The sequence below is a fragment of the Nocardioides sp. WG-D5 genome, assembly GCF_054031175.1.
Genome location: NZ_CM132928.1, coordinates 1,162,501 through 1,182,624 on the forward strand (window position 1 = coordinate 1,162,501; position 20,124 = coordinate 1,182,624).

The 20,124-nt window shown below is 70.6% G+C and carries 15 protein-coding genes and 1 tRNA gene (1 of these 16 only partly in view); 3 read left to right on the plus strand and 13 right to left on the minus strand.

Annotated features, from left to right (window positions below):
- On the minus strand, positions 1-374 hold the 5' end (the start) of the coding sequence (gene tyrS / locus ACWZJV_RS05675) for a tyrosine--tRNA ligase (RefSeq protein WP_008364243.1). It extends 898 nt beyond the left edge of the window; only the first 374 of its 1,272 coding nucleotides appear in the window; its start codon is at positions 372-374; the stop codon falls past the left edge of the window.
- A gap of 133 nt (positions 375-507) precedes the next feature.
- Between tyrS and ACWZJV_RS05680 the strand changes: the two genes are divergently transcribed.
- The 3 genes from ACWZJV_RS05680 to ACWZJV_RS05690 all read left to right on the plus strand — a co-directional run bounded on the left by ACWZJV_RS05680 (position 508) and on the right by ACWZJV_RS05690 (position 2,455).
- A complete protein-coding gene (locus tag ACWZJV_RS05680; protein WP_457180537.1) occupies positions 508-1,971 on the plus strand; it encodes a serine/threonine-protein kinase in 1,464 nt (487 codons plus the stop codon).
- 116 nt (positions 1,972-2,087) lie between these two features.
- On the plus strand, positions 2,088-2,264 hold the full coding sequence (locus ACWZJV_RS05685; RefSeq protein WP_457180538.1) for a YegP family protein: 177 nt from the start codon (positions 2,088-2,090) through the stop codon (positions 2,262-2,264).
- Positions 2,265-2,378: 114 nt separating this feature from the next.
- Positions 2,379-2,455 (plus strand) — tRNA-Ile (locus ACWZJV_RS05690).
- Here ACWZJV_RS05690 and ACWZJV_RS05695 read toward each other — a convergent pair.
- From ACWZJV_RS05695 to ACWZJV_RS05750, 12 genes are all read right to left on the minus strand, one after another.
- Positions 2,450-3,412, minus strand: a complete 963-nt coding sequence (locus ACWZJV_RS05695; protein ID WP_008364213.1) for a GNAT family N-acetyltransferase — start codon at positions 3,410-3,412, stop codon at positions 2,450-2,452. The genes ACWZJV_RS05690 and ACWZJV_RS05695 overlap by 6 nt on opposite strands.
- Positions 3,413-3,502: 90 nt before the next feature.
- Complete coding sequence (locus ACWZJV_RS05700) at positions 3,503-5,713, minus strand: transglycosylase domain-containing protein (RefSeq protein WP_457180539.1); 2,211 nt, start codon at positions 5,711-5,713, stop codon at positions 3,503-3,505.
- Between the two features lie 240 nt (positions 5,714-5,953).
- On the minus strand, positions 5,954-6,379 hold the full coding sequence (locus ACWZJV_RS05705; RefSeq protein ID WP_457180540.1) for a ribonuclease domain-containing protein: 426 nt from the start codon (positions 6,377-6,379) through the stop codon (positions 5,954-5,956).
- Between the two features lie 96 nt (positions 6,380-6,475).
- Complete coding sequence (locus ACWZJV_RS05710) at positions 6,476-7,315, minus strand: hypothetical protein (RefSeq protein WP_457180541.1); 840 nt, start codon at positions 7,313-7,315, stop codon at positions 6,476-6,478.
- Positions 7,316-7,414: 99 nt separating this feature from the next.
- Positions 7,415-10,291: a glycosyl hydrolase gene (locus ACWZJV_RS05715; RefSeq protein WP_457180542.1), complete on the minus strand. Its 2,877-nt coding sequence runs from the start codon at positions 10,289-10,291 to the stop codon at positions 7,415-7,417.
- Between the two features lie 121 nt (positions 10,292-10,412).
- Positions 10,413-11,027, minus strand: a complete 615-nt coding sequence (locus ACWZJV_RS05720) for a LutC/YkgG family protein (protein ID WP_457180543.1) — start codon at positions 11,025-11,027, stop codon at positions 10,413-10,415.
- Positions 11,024-12,457, minus strand: coding sequence for a lactate utilization protein B (locus ACWZJV_RS05725; protein WP_457180544.1), 1,434 nt, complete (start codon positions 12,455-12,457; stop codon positions 11,024-11,026). Before ACWZJV_RS05725 ends, ACWZJV_RS05720 begins: the two co-directional genes overlap by 4 nt.
- Positions 12,454-13,239 carry a (Fe-S)-binding protein gene (locus ACWZJV_RS05730; protein WP_457180545.1) on the minus strand — a complete coding sequence of 262 codons (786 nt, stop codon included), beginning with the start codon at positions 13,237-13,239 and terminating at the stop codon, positions 12,454-12,456. The genes ACWZJV_RS05725 and ACWZJV_RS05730 overlap by 4 nt, the downstream gene beginning before the upstream one ends.
- A gap of 9 nt (positions 13,240-13,248) precedes the next feature.
- Entirely contained in the window at positions 13,249-13,470 is a 222-nt protein-coding gene (locus ACWZJV_RS05735) for a helix-turn-helix domain-containing protein (RefSeq protein WP_196873402.1), read from the minus strand.
- Positions 13,471-13,473: 3 nt separating this feature from the next.
- A complete protein-coding gene (locus ACWZJV_RS05740; protein WP_457180546.1) occupies positions 13,474-16,578 on the minus strand; it encodes a glycosyl hydrolase in 3,105 nt (1,034 codons plus the stop codon).
- A gap of 24 nt (positions 16,579-16,602) precedes the next feature.
- Positions 16,603-18,078 (minus strand): rhamnulokinase, encoded by a 1,476-nt coding sequence (locus tag ACWZJV_RS05745; protein WP_457180547.1) that lies wholly within the window; start codon positions 18,076-18,078, stop codon positions 16,603-16,605.
- On the minus strand, positions 18,075-20,105 hold the full coding sequence (locus ACWZJV_RS05750) for a bifunctional aldolase/short-chain dehydrogenase (RefSeq protein ID WP_457180548.1): 2,031 nt from the start codon (positions 20,103-20,105) through the stop codon (positions 18,075-18,077). Before ACWZJV_RS05750 ends, ACWZJV_RS05745 begins: the two co-directional genes overlap by 4 nt.
- Between the last annotated feature and the right edge of the window lie 19 nt (positions 20,106-20,124).

Here is a 20,124-nt window from a genome sequence, read left to right on the forward strand (position 1 = left end):
TTGTTGACCATCGTCGCGGCGGTCTCGCCCTCGAAGGAGACGAAGCGCTCGATCTGGCTGCGCACCTTGCCGACCCATTCCTTGACGGTCTCGGGCGAGTTGAGGGTGCGCTCCCCCGAGTCACGCGGGTCGCCGATCATGCCGGTGGCGCCGCCGACGAGGACGTAGGGAGTGTGGCCGGCCTGCTGCAGACGCATCGCCATGGTGATCTGGAGAAGGTTGCCCATGTGGAGGCTCGGCGCCGTGGGGTCGAACCCGATATAGAACCGCACGCTCCCGCCGGCCAGCGCTTCTCGGAGCGCGTCGCGGTCCGTCGAGTCGGCGATGAGGCCTCGCCACTCGAGGTCGTCGAGGAGGGTGGGATCGATGGACACGTGGTGCCTTTCTCAGATCGTTCTCAGATGGTGTTTCCGGGGCCCGGAACGGGTTGTCCCGGAAGCAAGGGTAGTGGGCGATACCCCCTAGAGTTGACCACTGGCCAACGCGTTGAGATTTGAGGGGACCTGGGTGATCGCAGGGAGGTACCGGCTCGAGAGGGAGCTCGGCCGGGGAGCGATGGGGGCCGTCTGGCTCGCCACCGACGACGTGCTGGGACGTTCGGTCGCGCTCAAACAGCTGGTCGCGCTCGACGGCGTGTCCGATGCCGCGGTCGAACGCGAGGCACGGCTCGCCGCACGACTGGTCCACCCGAACGTGGTCGCCGTCTTCGACCTGGTGCGCGACGACGACAATCCCTGGCTGGTGATGGAGTACGTCGAGGGGAAGACCCTCGCGCACATGGTGCGTGACGACGGAGCCCTCTCGGTCGAGGACGCCGCGAGGCTGATCGGTCAGATCGCCTCCGCCCTGCGCGCCGCCCATGCCGCCGGCATCGTCCACCGGGACGTGAAGCCGGCCAACATCGTGGTCGGCCGTGCCGACCGTGCCAAGCTCACCGACTTCGGGATCGCCCGTGGCGTCGACTCCCAGACCACCCAGACCGGGCAGGTCACCGGCTCGCCGGCGTACCTGGCCCCTGAGATCGCCACCGGTGGGCGGGCCACCCCGGCCAGTGACATGTGGTCGCTGGGCGCCACGCTCTTCCAGGCACTGACGGGCGAGCCGCCCTACGGGATCGGCGACAACGCGCTGGCGACGCTGTATCGAGTGGTGCACGAGGACCCGCCGCGTACGCCGCTGGCCGGCCGGCTCGCGCCGCTGCTGGAGCACACCATGGCCTACGACCCCGCCGAGCGGTGGTCGGCGCAGGACGTCCTCGACTTCCTCGCGGGTCGGCTCGCGGCCGAGAAGCTGGAGCCGGTGGCGATGCGTACGCAGCTGCTCGGCGCGATCGCGGCGCCGGCTCCGGCGCCGACGGAGGCCGCGTTGCCCGCGGTGGCGTCGCAGCCGGCCGCGGCCCGCCGGCGCAGATGGTGGCCGGTGGCGCTCGTCGTGGCCGCCGCCCTGGTGCTGCTGGTGGGCGGGGCGTTGTGGGCCAACCGCGGAGACGAGCCGAACGCGAAACCGAAGCCGGTCGCCTCCGCCTCGCCGCTGGAGGAGACCACCGGCGAGAAGACCGAGGACACCGCCGACGAGGAGTCGGAGGAACCCTCGGAGGAGCCGAGCCCCAGCGAGACCGCGAGCCAGTCCCCGAGCGAGAGCCCCTCGGCGAGCGAGACGGCCGGCGCGAGCGCCGAGGGCGTCGACGCGTTCATCCGCAACTATCTCGCCACCGCGCCCGCGAACCCCGACAGCGCGTTCTCGATGCTGACCCCGGCGTTCCAGGCCAAGAGCGGCGGGATCGACGGCTATCGCAACTGGTGGGGCTCGGTCGCGAGCACCAGCGTCGTCTCGGTCTCCCCCAGCGTCGACCCGCTCAAGGTGACGTACACCTATCGGTACACGATGAAGGACGGCCGCCAGGACGGCGGCACGGTGACGCTGGGGCTCGTCTACACCGACGGCCGATACCTCATCGACACCGAGGGTTGAGCCCGGAAGCCTCCGGCAACTTCCGCTGACGTTCAGTTGAAGGTTAGGCGAACGGCTGACGCGGCTGAGTTCCTGTCGATACCGTTGAAGGCAACCACGACACAGGAGGCAAGCCGATGGCGGGCAAGTTCGAGGTGTACGAGGACCAGGCCGGGAAGTTCCGCTTTCGTCTCAAGGCCGGCAACGGCGAAGTCGTTGCCGCCGGAGAGGCCTACGAGTCCCGATCGGGCGCGGAGAGAGGCTGCCAGGCCGTCCAGCGCGCGGCGGACGGAGCGGAGATCGTCCACAGCTAGCGCGAGCTTCTTGTGCCGTAACCCGGCGGGCTCGAGGCCGCCGGGTCGGGAGCTGTCGTGCTGTCGAACGGGCTGCGGCCGATGGAGCCGAACAGCGCCCGCTAGGATCTGCGCGGGCCGTTAGCTCAGTCGGTTAGAGCAGAGGACTCATAATCCTTGGGTCGCGGGTTCGAGCCCCGCACGGCCTACCAACGATCGGTGCGCTGGACCTCGTGCATCAGCTCGATCTTGCGGAAGCCGAACTGCCGGTTGATGCGCTGCATCACGTCGTTGGACGGGTCGGTCCAGGTGTGGATGCTGGTGCGTTCGGGGTGGTCGCGCTGGACGGCGGCGAGGGTGGCGACCTTGAGGGCCAGGCCGAGCTTGTGGCCGCGGTGGGCGGACTTGACGAAGGTGTCGTCCTGGATGGCCTCGTCGCTGCCGTGGGCGAGGAAGATGACCGAGTAGCCGACCAGCTCGCCGGTGAGGATCTCGCGGGCGGCGGCGGTGATGCGGTCGTAGGAGCGGGCGGTGCTCTTCTCCGCCGAGCGGATGCGGTCGGCGGTGTGGGCGACCATGTCCTCCTGCGACTTGCCGGGCATCTCCTTGCCCATCTGGTTGCGCAGGCCGACAAACTGGGCGAGCAGGTCCTCGGGGGTGCGGTCCTCCCACATCAGGATCTCGTAGCCGAGCACGTTGAAGGGCTTGTGCGGCAGCGGGAGGTCGGCGGCGAGATGGTCCTCGCGGCGTACGGACTTGAAGCCGAGCGCCCGTGCGAAGGCCAGGGAGGACTTCGGGGGGATGGTCACCTCGGCAGTCGTCAGGGTGCGGCCGTTGGTGCGGCGTACGTCGTCGGCGGCTCGCCACAGCTCGGTGCCGACCCCGCGCCAGCGGTGCACGGGGAGGACGTGGATCCCGAGCTCGACGACGTGGCTGCGCTCCTCCTCGGGGAGATCGAGCTCGGCGATGCCGATCGTCTCGCCCTGCTCCTTCGCGGCGAGCAGCACCCGGCGGCCGTGGTCGTGCGGCATCCGCACCGAGTTGGCCAGCGCCTCGTAGGTGCGATGTGACGCGTAGGGTCGGTCGAAGGCCATCGATGCCGCCTCCACGGCGTACCAGGCCTTCAGAGCGGTGTCATCGTGGACGTCAACGGGGGCGATCACAGACACGGGCTCTATCTAACCGTGTCGAGCAAGGTGGCGGGAAGTGAGGTCCCCCAGCAAGCGTTGACACGTCATCTGATGCGGACCGGGGCCACGTCAGACCGGACCGGGCTCGGTCGACGGGTCGTCGGGATCAGGGTCCGGCGGACCGGGCGACTTGGTCGGCGTCGGGGTCGGCGTCGGAGTCGGAGTGGGGGTCGGCGTCGGCGTGGGCGTCGGCGTCGGGGTCGGGGACGGCGTGTTCGACGGCGACGGCTTCTCGGTCGGCGTCGGGTCGGGGCTCGGCGGCACGTAGGGCGCGTGACCCTCCTCGGGGGCATCGCCGTCGAGCCAGGCCGGCTCGGGGAACTCCTCGTAGTCGAGCCCGTCGGTCAGCGGGCCCATGATCTCGACCCAGGTGTCGGCCGGATAGTCGGCGCCGAAGAAGGTGTCGAGCCAGCCGTCGAGGGCGCCGCTGCCCTGTCCGCGGCTGTAGGCGACGGCGGTGGAGAGCTGTGGGGTGTAGCCGACGAACCAGGCCGAGGAGACCTCGTCCTTGTCGTTGGTCGCGGTGCCGGTCTTGCCGGCGGCCGGCTGGACCACCGCGCTGGCGGCCTGGCCGGTGCCGCTGGAGACGACCTGCTGGAGGGCGTAGGAGGTGTCGGCGGCGACGTCCTCGTCCATAGCCTTTCTGCGGCCGGTGGAGTCGTCGTGCTCGTAGAGCACGGTGCCGTCGGCGTCGACCACCTTGGAGACGACGAAGACGTCGTTGTGCACTCCCCCGTTGGCGATCGTGGCGTAGGAGTTGGCCATGTTGATCGGGCTGACCGTCGAGTTGCCCAGCGTGAGCAGGAAGTTGTCGGGGCGCATGTCGCCGCCGGACTTCATCGGGATGCCCGGGTAGTTGGCGTCGCTGCGGTCGCCACGCGGGATGCCGGCTCGTACGGCCATGTCGTAGACGTCCTTGCTGCCGTTGGGCAGGGAGTCGGACATCTCCACGAAGGCGGTGTTGATCGAGTCCTCCATCGCCTGGAGGCTGCTGACGTTGGCGCCGTAGCTGTGGCCGTAGGGGTCGGCGGCGCTCTGGCCGGAGTTCCGGATGCTCACGCCGCCGGGGAACTCCATCGGCGAGTTGCCGTTCCAGCTGTCCTTGAGCGAGTAACCCGCCTTCAGCGCGGCGGCGAGGGTGAACGGCTTCATCGTCGACCCGGCCATGGTGGCGCTGCTCGCGGCCCAGTTGATCTGCGAGTCGAGGTAGTCCTGGCCGCCGTAGAAGCCGCGCAGGGCGCCGGTCTTGACGTCGACGGTGGCCGCGCCGACGTGGAGCTCGTCGGAGACGTCGCCCTCGACGTACGCCTTCTTGTCCTCCGGACGTACGTCGTTGACCGCCTCCTCCACGGTCTTCATCGTCTTCTTGGTCAGCGTGGTGGTGATCCGCAGGCCGCCACCATTGATCTCGTCCTCGGTGACCAGCGGGTTGCCCTGCTCGTCCTTGAGCTTGAGGAGCTCGTCACGGACCAGCTTGAGCGCGTGGCCCTTCTGACCGCCGTAGCGGCTGTCGGAGCGCGGCTTCTTGAACTTCGGCAGCGCGGCCTTGGCCTTCTCCCCCTCGGCGGCGTCGACCATGCCCATCTTGACCATCGAGTTGATGACGTAGCGGTAGCGGCCGTCGAGCTCGGTGACCGCCTCCTCGCCGTTGCTCGGGTCGAGGTCGTTGGGGTCGTTGAGGATCGCGGCCAGCGCGGCGGCCTCGCGGAGGTTGATCTCGGCGGCCGGCTTGCCGAAGTAGGCGTTCGAGGCGGCCTCGATGCCGTAGGCGCCGCGGCCGAAGTAGATGGTGTTGAGGTAGCCGGCGAGGATCTCCTCCTTGGACTTCTGCCGGCTGATCTTCAGCGAGATGACCGCTTCCTTCACCTTCCGGGTGTAGGTGCGCTCCTGGGTGAGGTAGAGGTTCTTGACGTACTGCTGCGTGATCGTCGAGGCACCGGACTGGGTGCCGCCGGTGTTGTTGTTGACCAGCGCGCGCACGATGCCCTTGACGTCGATGCCGCTGTTCTTCCAGAACGTGCGGTCCTCGGCGGCGACCGCCGCGTCCTTCATCAGCTGCGGAATCTCGTCGAAGGGGAGCGAGTCACGGTCCTGGGAGTCGGCGATGTAACGGCCGATCTCCTCCTTGCCGCCGCGGTAGTAGACGAAGGAGGTCTCCTTCTCGTAGGCGGCGTTGGCGTTGGGGATCGGGATGGCGTTGTAGGCCACGATCACACCCAGGGTGCCGATCAGCGCGCCCACCAGAATCAGCACGGAGAAGGCCTTCAGAACCTTCTTCACCCGCTTCTTCTTCGGCTTCGGCGTGGGTGTGTAAGGCGGATTGCCCTGCCAGCTCAAGTTGTCCCCTCCCGCGGTCACAAACGCCACTAAGGGTACGGCGGGCTCCCACGCCCGACGCGATCCTCGGCGTCGTGTCCAGAACGTCTCAGCGGGGTCTCAGGTTGCACCTGGCGTACGAAAGGGCCTCTGACCTGGGCGAGCGCGTCGGTGTCGGCCCAGGCCAGAGGCCCCTTCGAGGAGTCAGACCAGCTTGTAGAAGGTGCTGTAGTGGTCCGGGGTGAAGTACACCGCACCGGAGCTGCGGTCGACGACGATCCGGTAGGACTGGCGAGCGGCGCCACAGGCGCGCGGGGTGACGTCGAACTCGAGGTAGGAGCGGCCGGTAGGCAGCTCGCCCTCGTAGTTGTTGTAGGTGCCGCCGGCGAAGTTGCAGGTTCCGGTGGGGGCCCAGTCGTACCAGCCGCGGGTGGAGGGGTAGCCCATCGACTTCCAGGTGCTGTTGGAGCTGCGCGCCTCCGCACAGCCGCTGTGGGTGCAGCTCGGGTTGTAGTAGGCGCTCGCGGACGGAGCGGTGGCGAGACCGGCACCGACGAGGCCGGTGGTGGCGACGAGGGCTGCGAGGAGCAGCTTGACGATGGTGAGCACGGAGTGGTTCTTCCCGGACATGAATCCTCCAGTGTGTGCGTTACGGACGCAGGTAATTCTGCTACCTGGCCTACCCCGATAGGGGCTCCCGAGGTCACGAACCGGTGAACTCTTGCCTCACTCCCAGCCGCAGTGGCCGGGCAGGAAGTCGTAGAGCGCGGCCTTCTGCGGCTTGCTGAGCGGCAGGAAGTAGGCCGCCTCCTCGGGCATGCCGGGACCGCCGACGTGGACCCGGAAGAGGCTGCCGACCTTGTCGTCGGCCAGGGCGTGCGGGTCGCACCGGGCAGGCAGGACCCGCAGCTCCAACGTGGTCGGCTCACCGGTCATCGGGTGCGGCGCCGCGCGCGGCCAGGTGGGCGTCTCGGAGGCGAGCTGGAAGAGCACGGTGCCCTCCCAGCCGTCGAAGGTGACCTCCGGGGCCTTCTCGGTCGGGGCGAACGTGACCGGGAGGACGAAGACGCTCTGCTTGCCCTCGCCCTCGACCCGGGGCTCGCCCACGGTGATCTCGGCCGCCTCGGTCAGGGTGCGCTCGGCGCAGTCGCGGTCGAGGAGGCGGTCGATGTTGGCGTACCTGTCCTCGGCGGTGCCGGTGCTGGTGCGCCACTCCTCCTTGCCTGTCTCGCGCCAGGTGATCGTCAGGTCGGCGTCGCCGCCCTCGCCGCACTTCCCGCGGGGCATGTCGAAGTCGAAGTCCATCTCGGGGTCGACCGGTTCCGAGCCCTTCCATCCGGCCCGGAACCGGTCGCTGCTCACCTCGAGGCGCGAGACCTCGATCGAGGAGCCGGTGTCGTTGACGAGGCGTACGAACGCCTCACCGGTGTTGCGCTGCAGCCGAGTCTGGTCGACGTAGGCGGTCAGCCCGTCGGGCCAGGCCGTCTCGTGCGGCTCGCTCGTGCCACAGGCGGCCAGGATCGGCCCGAGCAGGAGAACCGCGGCCGGCGCGGCGATTCGGCGCATTGCGGCAGGTTAGCGGAGTCACGGCACTCCCTGCTCCCGATCTCGTACGTCCCCGAGCCCGAGGACGGGGCACCCGCAGGGTCGCGGCGGTGTCGAGGCTCAGCGGTCGCGCTCCACGTACGGCTTCAGGACCACCGGTCCGAGCAGACCGTTGACCGTCGGTGTTCGGCTTCCGAACTCGGCGGGGCGTGTGATCCGCAGCCGGTTGAGGAGCGGGCTCGCGACCTCGATCTCGATCGTGTTCACGCCTGGGACGAGCCCGCCCTCCAGGTCGACCTCGTGGTCGAGCTGGTCCGGCGTGGGGAGCAGCGTGCCGTTCAACCTCACCCGATACGCGCCTGCCACCTCGCCGAGATCGAGCAGCGTCTTCACGGCGGCGACCTTCCTCGACACCGTCACGGTGGTGCGATAGGTCACGACGCCCACCGCGTCCTCGATCCCCTCGATCTCACTCCACGGCGCGAGCTCGACGCCGTCGATGGTCCGAGTGACGTGTCGGGTGACGTGCGCCGGATCCGTGGCTCCACCGGGGAGGTACTCGTCGAGGCTGAGGGACCACTCGGGCAGGGCGATCTCGCCTGCGATGGGCGTCGCCGGACCGGCCACAGGCTGTGCACCCCCAGCGAACGACGGACCTGCCAGCGCCACCAGCGCCGAGTCGCCAGCGGCGAGATCGACGTCGATCTCGATTCTGCCTCCGACCCGCGTGTAGTCGCCGATCGCGGTGATCTCCCCCGACCACGGGTCCAGCAGGTAGGGAACCGCGGCTCTCGGAGCTCGGAGCGATGCCTTCGTCGACACGTCAGAGGTCCCGCGGTTGAAGAGTGCCGTGAAGGTCGTGGCGCCCGACTCTCGGCGTACCGCCTCGACACCGGCTGCGAGTCCGTCCGCCGACGGCGCGACATGCTGCTCCAGGAGGGCCACGGCGGCCCTCTTGTCGGCGGCCTCGAGCCCCGAGGGGAGGGCGGCGATGCGATCGAAGACCGCGACGACCTCGGCGTCGTCTGCGGCGGCGTCCTCGGCGCTGGCGGCGTACCCGGCGGCGCGCTGAGGTCCGCCGGCCATGAGAACGACCGGCAGGCCGGCAGCGGCCATCCTCTCGATGTCTCGCGCGCTCGTCAGGTCGATCGGTTCGTCGCCGACCACGAGCGCGCCGTAGGACGCGCCGTCAGGGGCGAGCCGCCCTCGACCGACCGGCAGCCCCGCCAGGCTGTCGGCCGTCAGGTAGGAGTACGTCAGGTCGGTGTCACCGAGGAAGGCGCCGTCCCCGTCCAGCACCGCGACGTCAAAGCGCGCCGTGCCCGCCTGCAGCACCTGCTGGATGCGCGCGTAGTAGTCGCCCATCGCGGGTTCCATCGTCCAGGCGGGCTGGCGCGGCCCGAAGGCCTCGCCGATCCTCGCGCTGAAGGCGTGGAACCCTGGCCAGGCCGCAGAAGTGTCGACGTCGGAGCCATCCGCGGCCGGAGGGAGCTCGCGGTAGGGCAGGCCGTGAAAGACCATCTGGTTGGCGCCGAAGGAGTACTCCTTGTTGGCGAGCGCAGCGATCTCCGCGGGCGTGAGTCCATAGAGGTTGCCGAAGCCGCCGGGCAGCATCTCGCTGCTGAGCAGGGTCTTCCGCGCGGCGGTGACCCCGCCGGCGAGCGCACGGAACTGTTCCTCGGAGCAGCCGAGCGACTCGCACTCGCTGACGTCGAGTTCCTGCGCAGCACCGCCTAGGTCGATCGCCTCACCGTAGGGCTGGGCCCGGAAGTCCAGTCCCAGCCGGTTCGCCCACGCCCGGATCGGGCGCACGTGCTCGGTGATGTAGAGGTCGTCGAGAGTGTCCTCGACATCGTGGGTGACCCGAGTGGCGATGTCGTCCTGACCGGATACCCAGTCATAGCGCGCGGCGGGCTCGGCGAACGGGCCAGAGGCGTCCAGCTTCGCCAGCACGGGCAGGTAGGGCTCGAGCCGATAGCCCTGCGACTCCTCGAAGGAGTCGAGGAAGCCCGGTGTCCACGCCTGGGCGTGCTTCAGCTCGAGGGAGTCCTCGAAGAGCGAACCACCATTCTGACGCAGGAGACGTCGGGTCGGTCCGTCGAGCATCTCGCCGTAGAACGCCAGAATGGCCCGTGTGCCGGCCTCGCCGAAGTGGTCGACCACCCTCGATTCCGGCTCCGACCATGGTGAGACCGAGGAGCCGAAGGGGGCATCGTTCCGTTGCGCCGTACCGCGGCGCCAGTACGACGTCACGACCCACGTGCCCTCCGTCGGCGCGGTCCAGTCGAGACGACCGTCGGAGACGTCCGCCCTGAGGTCGACCACGGTCTCGAGGTCGAGAACGGGCGTCTCGTCCCCACACTCGGTCATGCATCGTGTCGCGGTCGCAGCGACGTAGGACGCCGGCGAGGTGCGGGTGGTCGTGACCACCTCTCCGTCCTCCATGGTGCGGTCCTCGTAGGTCAGCGGCACGGGCTGCGGCAGCGCCTGGTTGAACCGGACACCCGCCTCGACGACCGCCGTACCCGTCGTGAGCTCCTGGCTCGCGGCATCGCTGGACACATCGAGGCCAGGAACGGCCGCGGGCCACCGGCCGCCCAACGTCAGGTCGACCTGGAGGCCGAGGCGGTTGGCCTCAGCCAGCACCACACGGACAGCCGCGCGCCAGCCATCGTCGCCATACTCGTGGTGATCGGTGTCGACGACGTAGTCGAGGCCGTCCATCACGAAGGCGATCTCGACACCCTTGTAGCCGGCCCCGGCGACTTCGCGCAGCTGTTCCGCCGCGACGTCGGCGTCGACCGCCGACGTCCACCACCAGCGGAACATCGCTCCATGACGGGCGTCACCCGCGGCGAACTGCTGCGTGAACGCACTGCCTGGCCGCTCAGGCTGAGCGGCGGCAGGCGCACCAAGCGGAACGAGGATGGTGGCGAAGGCCGCCAAGGAGAGGCTGGTTGCTACCAGCAGCGGTCGGAGCTTGACGGGACGAGCCATAGCGACCTCCTGCAGTGAAACGATTCACGGCTACCGTAGGCATTCGTGATGGTGGTCACAACCCTCGTGGCCGCATCCGGCCATCCCACCCGCCGAGCGGCCAGTTCCCGACGACTCGGGGTCAGAGCTGCTCATCGGACGCGATGATCAGAACATGGAGGGTGCGGGGGCCGTGGACGCCCTCGACACGGTCCAGCTCGATGTCGCTGGTGGCCGAGGGGCCGCTGATCCAGGTCAGCGGGCGGGCGGGGTCGAGGAGTGCGACGGCGTCCGGGACGTCGGGAACCACCTGGTCCTCGCGGACGAGGCAGATGTGGGTGTCGGGGACGAGCGAGATGGCTCGGCGGCCCTGGCCAGGGGCGTGGTCGAGGACGATCGTGCCGGTCTCGGCGATGCCGACGCGGGCCTCGGTGACGACGGCCGCGATCCGGTCCAGCTCCGCGGCGGTCAGGGTGCCGTCGTCGACGACGGCGCCGGGGACATCGACCGACAGGCCGGGCGGGACGACGACCTGACCGGCCGGGAGCGCGGCGGCGATGCGGTCCTGGAGCTCGTCGGCTCGGCAGCGCTCGACCACGGCACGGTAGTCGGCCACGCGCTCGGCGAAGAGGTCGATGACCTCGGGGGTTGCCGCGGGCGCGAGGTCACTCGGTGCCGGGGTCTCGGCGGGCTCGACCGCCGAGCCGGTGAGCGCCTCGCGGACCCGGGCGAGGATCTCGGTGCGTGCGTCGGTCATGCGTCGTCCTTTCCGCCGTTCGTACGTTGCCACCAGGCCCGGAAGCTCTCCCCCGGCGCCTCGGGAAGGTCGCGCGCGCCGGTCCAGGCCGTGGGGCCGAAGCGGCGCGCGAACCGCATCCCGAGACCGGTGAGCCGCTCGAGGGCGGAGAGGCGGCGCGAGCGCCCCAGGACGTACGCCGCGCCCTTCATCGCCGCGGCCTCCGGCTTCGGCACGCCACCTCGGTGGGCGTCGACCACCTGGGCGCGCAGGTCGACCAGGACGGAGGGGATGTCGATGCGTACCGGGCAGACCTCGAAGCAGGCGCCGCACAGGCTCGAGGCATACGGCAGGGAGTCGGTCTGGTCGTCGTGGCCGACGCCCTTGAGCAGCGGGTTGAGGATGGCGCCGATCGGGCCCGGGTAGACCGAGCCGTACGCATGGCCGCCGGTGCGCTCGTAGACCGGGCAGACGTTGAGGCAGGCCGAGCAGCGGATGCAGCGCAGCGCCTGCCGGCCGACCTCGTCGGCGAGCGCCCGGGTGCGACCGTTGTCGAGCAGCACGACGTGCACCTCCTGCGGGCCGTCGCCGGGGGTGATGCCGCTCCAGGTGGAGGTGTAGGGGTTCATCCGCTCGCCGGTCGAGGACCGCGGCAGCAGCCGGAGCATCGGGCCGAGGTCCTCCCAGCGGGAGACGACCTTCTCGATGCCGACCACCGAGACGAGCACCTCAGGCAGGGTCAGGCACATCCGGCCATTGCCCTCCGACTCGACGACCACGAGCGTGCCGGTCTCGGCCACCGCGAAGTTGGCGCCGGAGACGCCGACCTTGGCGCGCAGGAACTTCTCGCGCAGGTGCTCCCGTGCCGCCGCCGCGAGCACGGCCGGCTCGTCGGTCAGGTCCTCCGGCGCAGGGCGGCCCGCGGCCGCCATCCTCGACCGGAAGATCTCGCGGATCTCCGCCCGGTTGCGGTGGATGGCCGGCACGAGGATGTGCGACGGCAGGTCGTCGCCGAGCTGCACGATCAGCTCGGCCAGGTCGGTCTCCCAGGCCGCGATGCCGTCGGCGGCGAGCGCCTCGTTGAGCCCGATCTCCTGGGTCACCATCGACTTGACCTTCACGACCTCCTCGGCGGCATGCGCCTTGGCGATCGAGGCGACGATCGCGTTGGCCTCGGCGGCGTCACGGGCCCAGTGGACGGTCGCGCCGTTGGCGGTGAGGGTCTCCTCGAGACGTACGAGCTGGGTGGCGAGGTCGAGCAGCGCCCGCTCCTTGACCGCGGCACCGGTCAGGCGCAGCTCCTCCCAATCCTCCACCTCGGCGACGACCTTGGCCCGCTTGGCGCGGATGGTGCCGGTGGCGTGGGCCAGGTTGTGGCGCAGCTGGGAGTCGGCGAGGGCCTCGCGGGCGGCCGTCGGGAAGGCCGGCATGCCGACGAAGGTCCCGCTCATCGGAGAGTCCCTTCGATCGAGCGCGCCTCGGTCGAGGCGAGGATCTCGGCGAGGTGGACGGTGCGGACGCCCGAACGCTGCCGGGAGAGCACACCGCCGATGTGGGTCAGGCAGGAGTTGTCGCCGGCGACCACGATCTCGGCGCCGGTCTCACGGATGTGGCGAGCCTTGTCGGCACCCATCGCGACCGAGGTATCGGCGTTCTTGACCGCGAAGGTGCCGCCGAAGCCGCAGCACTGGTCGGCGCCGGGCAGGTCGACGAGGCGGATCCCGCGCACCGCCTCGAGCAGCTGTCTCGGCCGGTCCCCCACGCCCAGCATCCGCAGCGAGTGGCAGGTCGGGTGGTAGGTCACCCGGTGCGGGTAGTAGGCGCCGACGTCGGTCACTTTCAGGACGTCGACCAGGAATTCGGAGAGCTCGTAGACCTTCGGCCCGACCTCCGCGACGGCCTCCTGGAGGGCCGGGTCGCCGGAGCGGCGGGCGACGATCGAGTGCTGGTGCCGGGCCGAGCCGGCGCACGACCCGGACGGGGTCACGACGGCGTCGTAGCCGGCGAAGGCGTCCACGAACGTACGCACCACCGGGACCGCCTCGTCCAGATAGCCGGTGTTGACCATCGGCTGCCCGCAGCAGGTCTGCGCCAGCGGGAAGTCCACCTCGACGCCGAGACGGCGCAGGAGGCGGACGACGGCCTGCCCGGTGCTCGGGTAGAGGGCGTCGTTGATGCAGGTGACCATCAGCGCGACTCGCATCCGGCAGCCTCCTTCGTGTTGTCGTGCCATCAAATCAGTTCAGATGAGTCCGGTGCGTACGGCCCGCACGACCGCCTCCACACTCGTCCCTGCGCCGAGCGCATCGGCAGCCGCCCGCAGGCGCCTCCGCACGGTGCGCTCGGAGACGCCCAGCGCCCGCGCGATCCGCTCGATCGTGTAGCCCCGGGCGAACAGCGCCAGCACCTCCACCTCGTCCTCCGGAAGGTCGGTGGAAGGTCGTACGCCGCCCGAGGCTGCCACGGTTCACTCCTGTCTCAGCGTGCTGCTGACATAGGGCACGAGGCGGACCGGTCCGGCGAGCCCGTAGGTCTGCCTGGCCGCCACGCCGTATACCGACGGGGTGACGGTGCGCAGCCGGTTGAGCAGGGTCGAGGCGACCTCGACCTCGATCGTGTTGGAGCCGGGGACCAGCGTGTGGCCGAGGTCGACGACCGGGTCCATCGGGTCGCACGGCGGCAGCAGCTCGCCGTTGACGCGGATCCGGAAGGTGTCGTTGACCTCGCCGAGCTCCAGGAAGGCGCCGTCGTCCTCGGTCCAGTCGGTGCCGAGGTCGACGGTGGTGCGGTAGCGACCGACGCCGGAGACGTCCTCGAGGCCGGCGACCTTCGACCAGGACTGAAGGCCCACGAGGTCGCGGGCGATGACCTCCTTCGTGGTGGCCAGGTCCTTCGGGTCGGCCGGGTTGGCCGGCCTCCAGTCCTCGACCTCGAGGTGCCACGACGCCGGCACGACGGGCTCGCGGACGCGGTCGACGGTGACGGTCACGGTCCGACCGTCGGCCTCGGTCAGGTCGAAGCTGCCGGCGGTCGTGGTGCGCAACGCGACGTTGGCGCCCCGCGCCACCACGGTCTGACCAGCGGTGGCGACGGGGAGAACGGAGCGTGCCACGCCCGCGCCCGGGGCCGCGAGGGCGACCACGGTGGACTGGCCCGGGACGAGATCGACCCGCACGCGGACCCGGTCGCCGGCGCGCTCGTAGCCGGCGATCCGGGTGACCCGACCGGTCCAGGCGTCCAGCAGCCACGGCACCGCGGCGCGGTCGGTGGCGGTCAGCCAGACGTCCTGCTGCACCGGGTTGAGCCGGCGATTCTCGGCATGCCTCGCGTTGGCGAGGTAGTAGAGGTCGATGTCGCCGGTGACCCGGCGGACCTGCATGACCGTGGAGTCGGCGTGCTCGACGTCGCGTACGACACCGAGGGCGGCCAGCGCGTTGCCGACCTCGGCCTCGGGGACGCTGCGGGTGGTCGGCAGCGCGCCGATCCGGGCCATCAGCGATCGGACCTCGGCGGTCGCCGCGGCGTCGTCGCGGCCGGCCGGTGTCACCTGCGACCAGTCGCCGATGAGCACGATCGGCAGGCCCTTGCGGCCGAGCGCGAGCAGCCGCTTCGCGCCGTCGACGTCCATCGTGAACGCGTTGCCGCGCAGGTTGTCGGGGCCGACGACGACGGCCTTGTAGGCCGGGCCGTCCGGCGCCAGCCGACCGTCGGCGAAGTCGACACCGTCGAGCGCGAGCAGCGAGGCGCTGACGAAGGAGTGCGACCAGCCGAGCTTCGTGCCGTTGTTGGTGATCCACTGCGGGCCGATGCCGGTGGACGCCCAGCCCTTGTGGCGCCAGAAGGCGACGTCGTACCTCGGCGTCCCGGTCTGGAGCACCAGCTGGGTGCGGGCGAGGTAGGCCGCGATGCCGGGGACGTGCTCCCACTGCGGGGTGCGCGGCCCCCAGGCCTCGCCGAAGCCGATCGCGTTGTTGTAGTAGGGCGAGAAGGCGGCGAAGCCGGGCCAGGTCACCTCCGGCGCCTTGGCGTAGGGGAAGCCGTGGATCATCAGCTGGTTCACGCCCGCGACGAAGATGCTGTTGATGGTGAACAGCGCCTGGTTCTGGGCGGTCGGGCTGGTGCCGTTGGCGCCCCAGGTCGTGTTGTAGGCGGCGCCGTTGTAGCAGATCGCCTCGCAGGAGAGGACCGTGTGGCCGGCGAGGTCGCGACCGGCCGCCATGACGCGGTAGTCGTCGAGGTTCTTGAAGCCGAGCGACTCGGTCTCGGGGACGTCGACCACCGCCGCATGCTGCATGGTGTCGGTCTCGAGGCCGTAGGGCTGGATCCGGATGCCCATGCCCAGCGACCTCGCGAACTCCTGCATCGGGCGCAGGTGCTGGTCGCGGTAGAGGTCGGAGAGGACGATGTTGTAGTCGTCGCGGATCTCGTTGGTGCGCAGGTTGTCCGCGGTCGACGAGTCGGCGGCGGCCAGGGAGAACTGGTACTTCTCGTCCTTCTCCAGCACGAACGGCAGCCACGGCCGCAGGTCGTAGCCGTGCCTGGCCTCGAACTCGTCGAGGAAGTCTCGGGTCCAGATCGTCGCCTCGGTCTCGATCTCCAGCGAGTCCTCGAAGAGGTAGCCGCCGGCCTTCCGGAGCAGGGTTCGCAGCTCGCCGTCGAGGACCCGGTCCTGCCACAGGTCGATCACCTTCTGCGCGCCGCGGCGGCTGAAGTGGTCGACGACGTAGGAGCGCGGCGAGGTGTGCGGACCGGCCTCGGGCTCCTGGCCGGAGCCGCGCTGCCAGATGGCGAGCAGGACCCAGGTGGCGCCGGCGGGATCGGCCGGGGCGGTCCAGGTGAGGTGCTCGCCGTCGACCTCTTCGCTCAAGTCGAGGTAGGAGGCCGGGTCGAGGATCGTGCTGGTGATGTTGTTGTTGCGGTCGCGTACGTAGCCGGTGATGCGGTGGGCCTGCACCGTGACCAGCTCCGAGCGGGTCACCGACGATGCCGGCTCCACGACGGGCTCGGGCAGGGCGGCGTCGTAGGTCGAGCCGGCGGTCACCGTCGCCTGGCCGTGCACCAGCTCGGTGCAGGCCGCGTCGTCGTCGGGCGTGATCGTCGGGACCGCGGCGGGCCAGGACGGACCGACCGTGACGTCGACACGTACGCCCCGCTTCGCGGCCTGGGCGAGCGCAGCCTTCACCCCGGCCACCCACGGGGCGCTCCCCCAGCCGTAGGTCGCGACGTCGATGTCGATGTTGCGGGCGCGCAGGCTGTGGGTGACGTCGGCGACCTCCAGCACGCCGAAGCCGGCGTCGGCGACCTGGTCGATCTCGCGGGCGATCTCGACGGGGTCGACGAGGCCGTGCGGCCACCACCAGCGGAAGCCGGCGGCGGTGGCGGTGCCGGGCTTGCGGAAGGCCTTCGTGAAGGCGTCGGGGAGGCCGGTGGAGGCCGCGGCCTCGGCGGCTTCGGCGGCCTGCGCGGGGATGGTGCCGGTCGCGCCGGTGACGGCAGCGGTGCCGAGGGTGGCGGCCGCGGCGCCGAAGAGCGCGCGGCGGCTGAGCCGGGCGGTGGAGAGGGAGTCGGTCATGTGGGGGCCTTCTTGTCGATCAGGTCAGGAGATGCGGGCCTCGGCGGCGGCCCAGTCGAGGCCGTCGCGCGGCTCGAAGCGGCGTACGTCGTAGGAGCGGCGGACGAGGTCGCGCATCGCGGGCAGGTCGGGCAGGTCGGCCCCGAGGGACCTGCCCTGGATCAGGACGTTGCCGAGCGCGGCCGCCTCAACCGGGCCGGCGAGGACCGGCAGGCCGCAGGCGTCGGCGGTGAGCTGGCAGAGCAGCTCGTTCTGAGAGCCGCCGCCGACGACGTGGACGACCTCGGGCGAGGTGCCGGCGAGGGTGGCCGCGGTGCGGACGTGGCGGCGGTACGCGACGGCGAGGCTGTCGAGGATGCAGCGGGTGATCGCGGCCGGCGAGTGCGGGACCGCCTCGCCGGACTCGGCGGCCAGCGCGGCGATCCGCTCCGGCATGGGGTCGGCCGAGGTGCTCGGGAAGAGCAGCCGCGGATCGTTGATGTCGACCACCGTACGCAGCGGCTCGAGCCCCGCCGCGGCCGCGAGCAGCGAGCGAAGCTCGGCACCCTGGTGGCCCCGCTCGCTCCACGAGCGCAGCGACTCGGACAGGACCCACAGGCCCATCACGTTCTTGAGGAATCGGATGGTGCCGTCGACGCCGACCTCGTTGGTGAAGTCGGCGAGCCGGGCCTGCTCGGTCAGCACCGGACGGTCGAGCTCGAGGCCGACCAGCGACCAAGTGCCGGAGGAGACGTAGGCGAAGTCGCGGGCCTCCGCAGGGACCGCGGCGACGGCGGAGGCGGTGTCGTGGGAGCCCACCGCGACCACGGGCACATCCGCGGACGCGCCCAGTTCCTCGGCGACGTCGGGCAGCAGCGGGCCAAGGAGGGAGCCCGGGTCCCGGAGGGGCGGGAGGATCCCTTCGGGAAGCCCGAGCTCCTGGCACAGGTCGACCGCCCAGGTGCCGTGGCGGACGTCGTAGAGCTGGGTGGTCGAGGCGTTGGTGCGCTCCGCGCCGATGGCGCCGGTCAGCCAGTAGCCGAGCAGGTCCGGCAGCAGCAGCATCGTCTCGGCGGAGTCGAGGACGGTCGTCCCCCGCGCCGCGACGAGCTGGTAGAGCGTGTTGAACGGGAGCTGCTGGATGCCGGTCGTGGCGTAGAGCCTGGTCGCGCCGAGCTGGGCGACGACCTTCTCGGCGATCCCCTCGACGCGGGCGTCGCGGTGGCTGAAGACCTGGCCGAGGAGCTGGCCGTCCTGGTCGAGCAGCCCGTGGTCGATCGCCCAGGAGTCGATCCCGATGCCGTGCAGCGGTCCGGTCCGGGCGACCTCGCGGATGCCGGCGAGCACCTCACGGTGGATGCCGAGCACGTCCCAGAAGAGCGAGCCACGGACGCGTACCGCCGCGTTGGGGAAGCGGTGCAGCTCGTCGAGCTCGACCCTGTCGCCACCGATCCGGCCGGACATCACCCGGCCGGAGGTGGCACCCAGGTCGACCGCGGCGACCCTGAGGTTTCTGCTCATCGCAAGAACGCGGCCGCGACGCCGGCGTCGACGGGGACGTGCAGCCCGGTCGTGTGCGTCAGGTCCGGTCCGCAGAGCACGAAGACGGCGTTGGCGATGTTCTCCGGGAGCACCTCGCGCTTGAGCAGGGTGCGCTGGGCGTAGAACTTGCCGAGCTCCTCCTCCTTGACGCCGTAGACCTCGGCGCGCTTGGCGCCCCAGCCGCCGGCGAAGATGCCGGAGCCCTGGACGACGCCGTCGGGGTTGATCCCGTTGACCTTGATGCCGTGCTCGCCGAGCTCGGCCGCCAGCAGCCGGACCTGGTGGGCCTGGTCGGCCTTCGCGGCGCCGTACGCGACGTTGTTCGGGCCGGCGAAGAGCGAGTTCTTCGAGGAGATGTAGACGATGTCGCCGCCCATCTCCTGCTCGATCAGCACCTTGGCCGCCGCCTTCGAGACCAGGAACGAGCCCTTGGCCATCACGTCGTGCTGGAGGTCCCAGTCGCGCTCGGTGGTCTCCAGCAGCGACTTGGACAGCGACAGGCCGGCGTTGTTGACCACCAGATCCACGCCGCCGAAGGCGAGCACCGCGGCGTCGAACATCGCCTGGACGGCCGACTCGTCGGAGACGTCGGCGGCGAGGCCGACGGCGACGTCCGGCCCGCCGATCTCGGCGGCCGCCGCCTCGGCCTTGGCGAGGTCGAGGTCGGCGATCACGACGCAGGCACCCTCGGCGGCCAGCCGCTTCGCGGTCGCCTTGCCGATGCCGGAGGCCGCGCCGGTGACGAGCGCGACCCGGGTGGCGAGGGGCTTCGGCGCGGGCATCCGCTGGAGCTTGGCCTCCTCGAGCGCCCAGTACTCGATCCGGAACTTCTCCGACTCGTCGATCGGGGCGTACGTCGAGAGCCCCTCGGCGCCGCGCATCACGTTGATCGCGTTGACGTAGAACTCGCCCGCCACCCGCGCGGTCTGCTTGTTGCGGCCGAAGGAGAACATGCCGACGCCCGGGACCAGGACGATGAGCGGGTCCTTGCCGCGGATCGCGGGGCTGTTCTCGTCGGCGTGGCGGTCGTAGTAGGCCTGGTAGTCCTCGCGGTAGGTCACCGCGAGCTCCTTCAGCCGGGCGACGCTCTCCTCGACGGTCGCGGTGGCCGGGAGGTCGAGGACCAGCGGCTTGACCTTGGTGCGCAGGAAGTGGTCGGGGCAGGAGGTGCCGAGCTCGGCCAGCCGCGGGTGGGCCTCGTGGGCCAGGAAGTCGAGGACCACCTCGGAGTCGTCGAAGTGGCCGACCATCGGTTGGTCCGCCGAGGCGATGCCACGGATCGTGGGGGCGAGAGCCGCTGCCTTCGTACGCCGCTCCTGGTCCGGGAGGGCCGCGTAGCCCTCGAGCGCCGGACCGAACGGCTCGGCCTTGCTGTGCTCGGCGATGTAGGCGGCGGCGGTGTCGATGATCCAGAGCGAGTTCTTCTCGGCCTCCTCGGACGTGTCGCCCCACGCGGTGATGCCGTGGCCACCGAGGATGCAGCCGACGGAGTGGGGGTTCTTCGCCTTGATCTCGGCGATGTCGAGGCCGAGCTGGAAGCCGGGGCGGCGCCACGGCACCCAGACGACCTGGTCGCCGAAGATCGTGGTGGTCAGCGCCTCGCCGTCGGCGGCCGTCGCGATCGCGATGCCGGAGTCGGGGTGGAGGTGGTCGACGTGCTTGGCGTCGACGAGGCCGTGCATGGCGGTGTCGATCGAGGGGGCCGCGCCGCCCTTGCCGTGGAGGCAGTAGTCGAACGCGGCGACCATCTCGTCCTCACGCTCGACGCCCGGGTAGACGTCGACCAGCGCGCGCATCCGGTCGAGCCGGAGCACGGCGAGGCCGCTCTCCGTCAGCGTGCCGAGGTCGCCGCCGGAGCCCTTCACCCAGAGGAGCTCGACGTCCTGGCCGGTCACCGGGTCGGTCGCGGTGCCCTTGGCGGAGGTGTTACCGCCGGCGTAGTTGGTGTTCTTCGGATCGGCGCCGAGACGGTTCGAGCGCGCGATCAGGTCTTCTGCGGTGGTCATCGGTTTCCCGTTCTCGTGG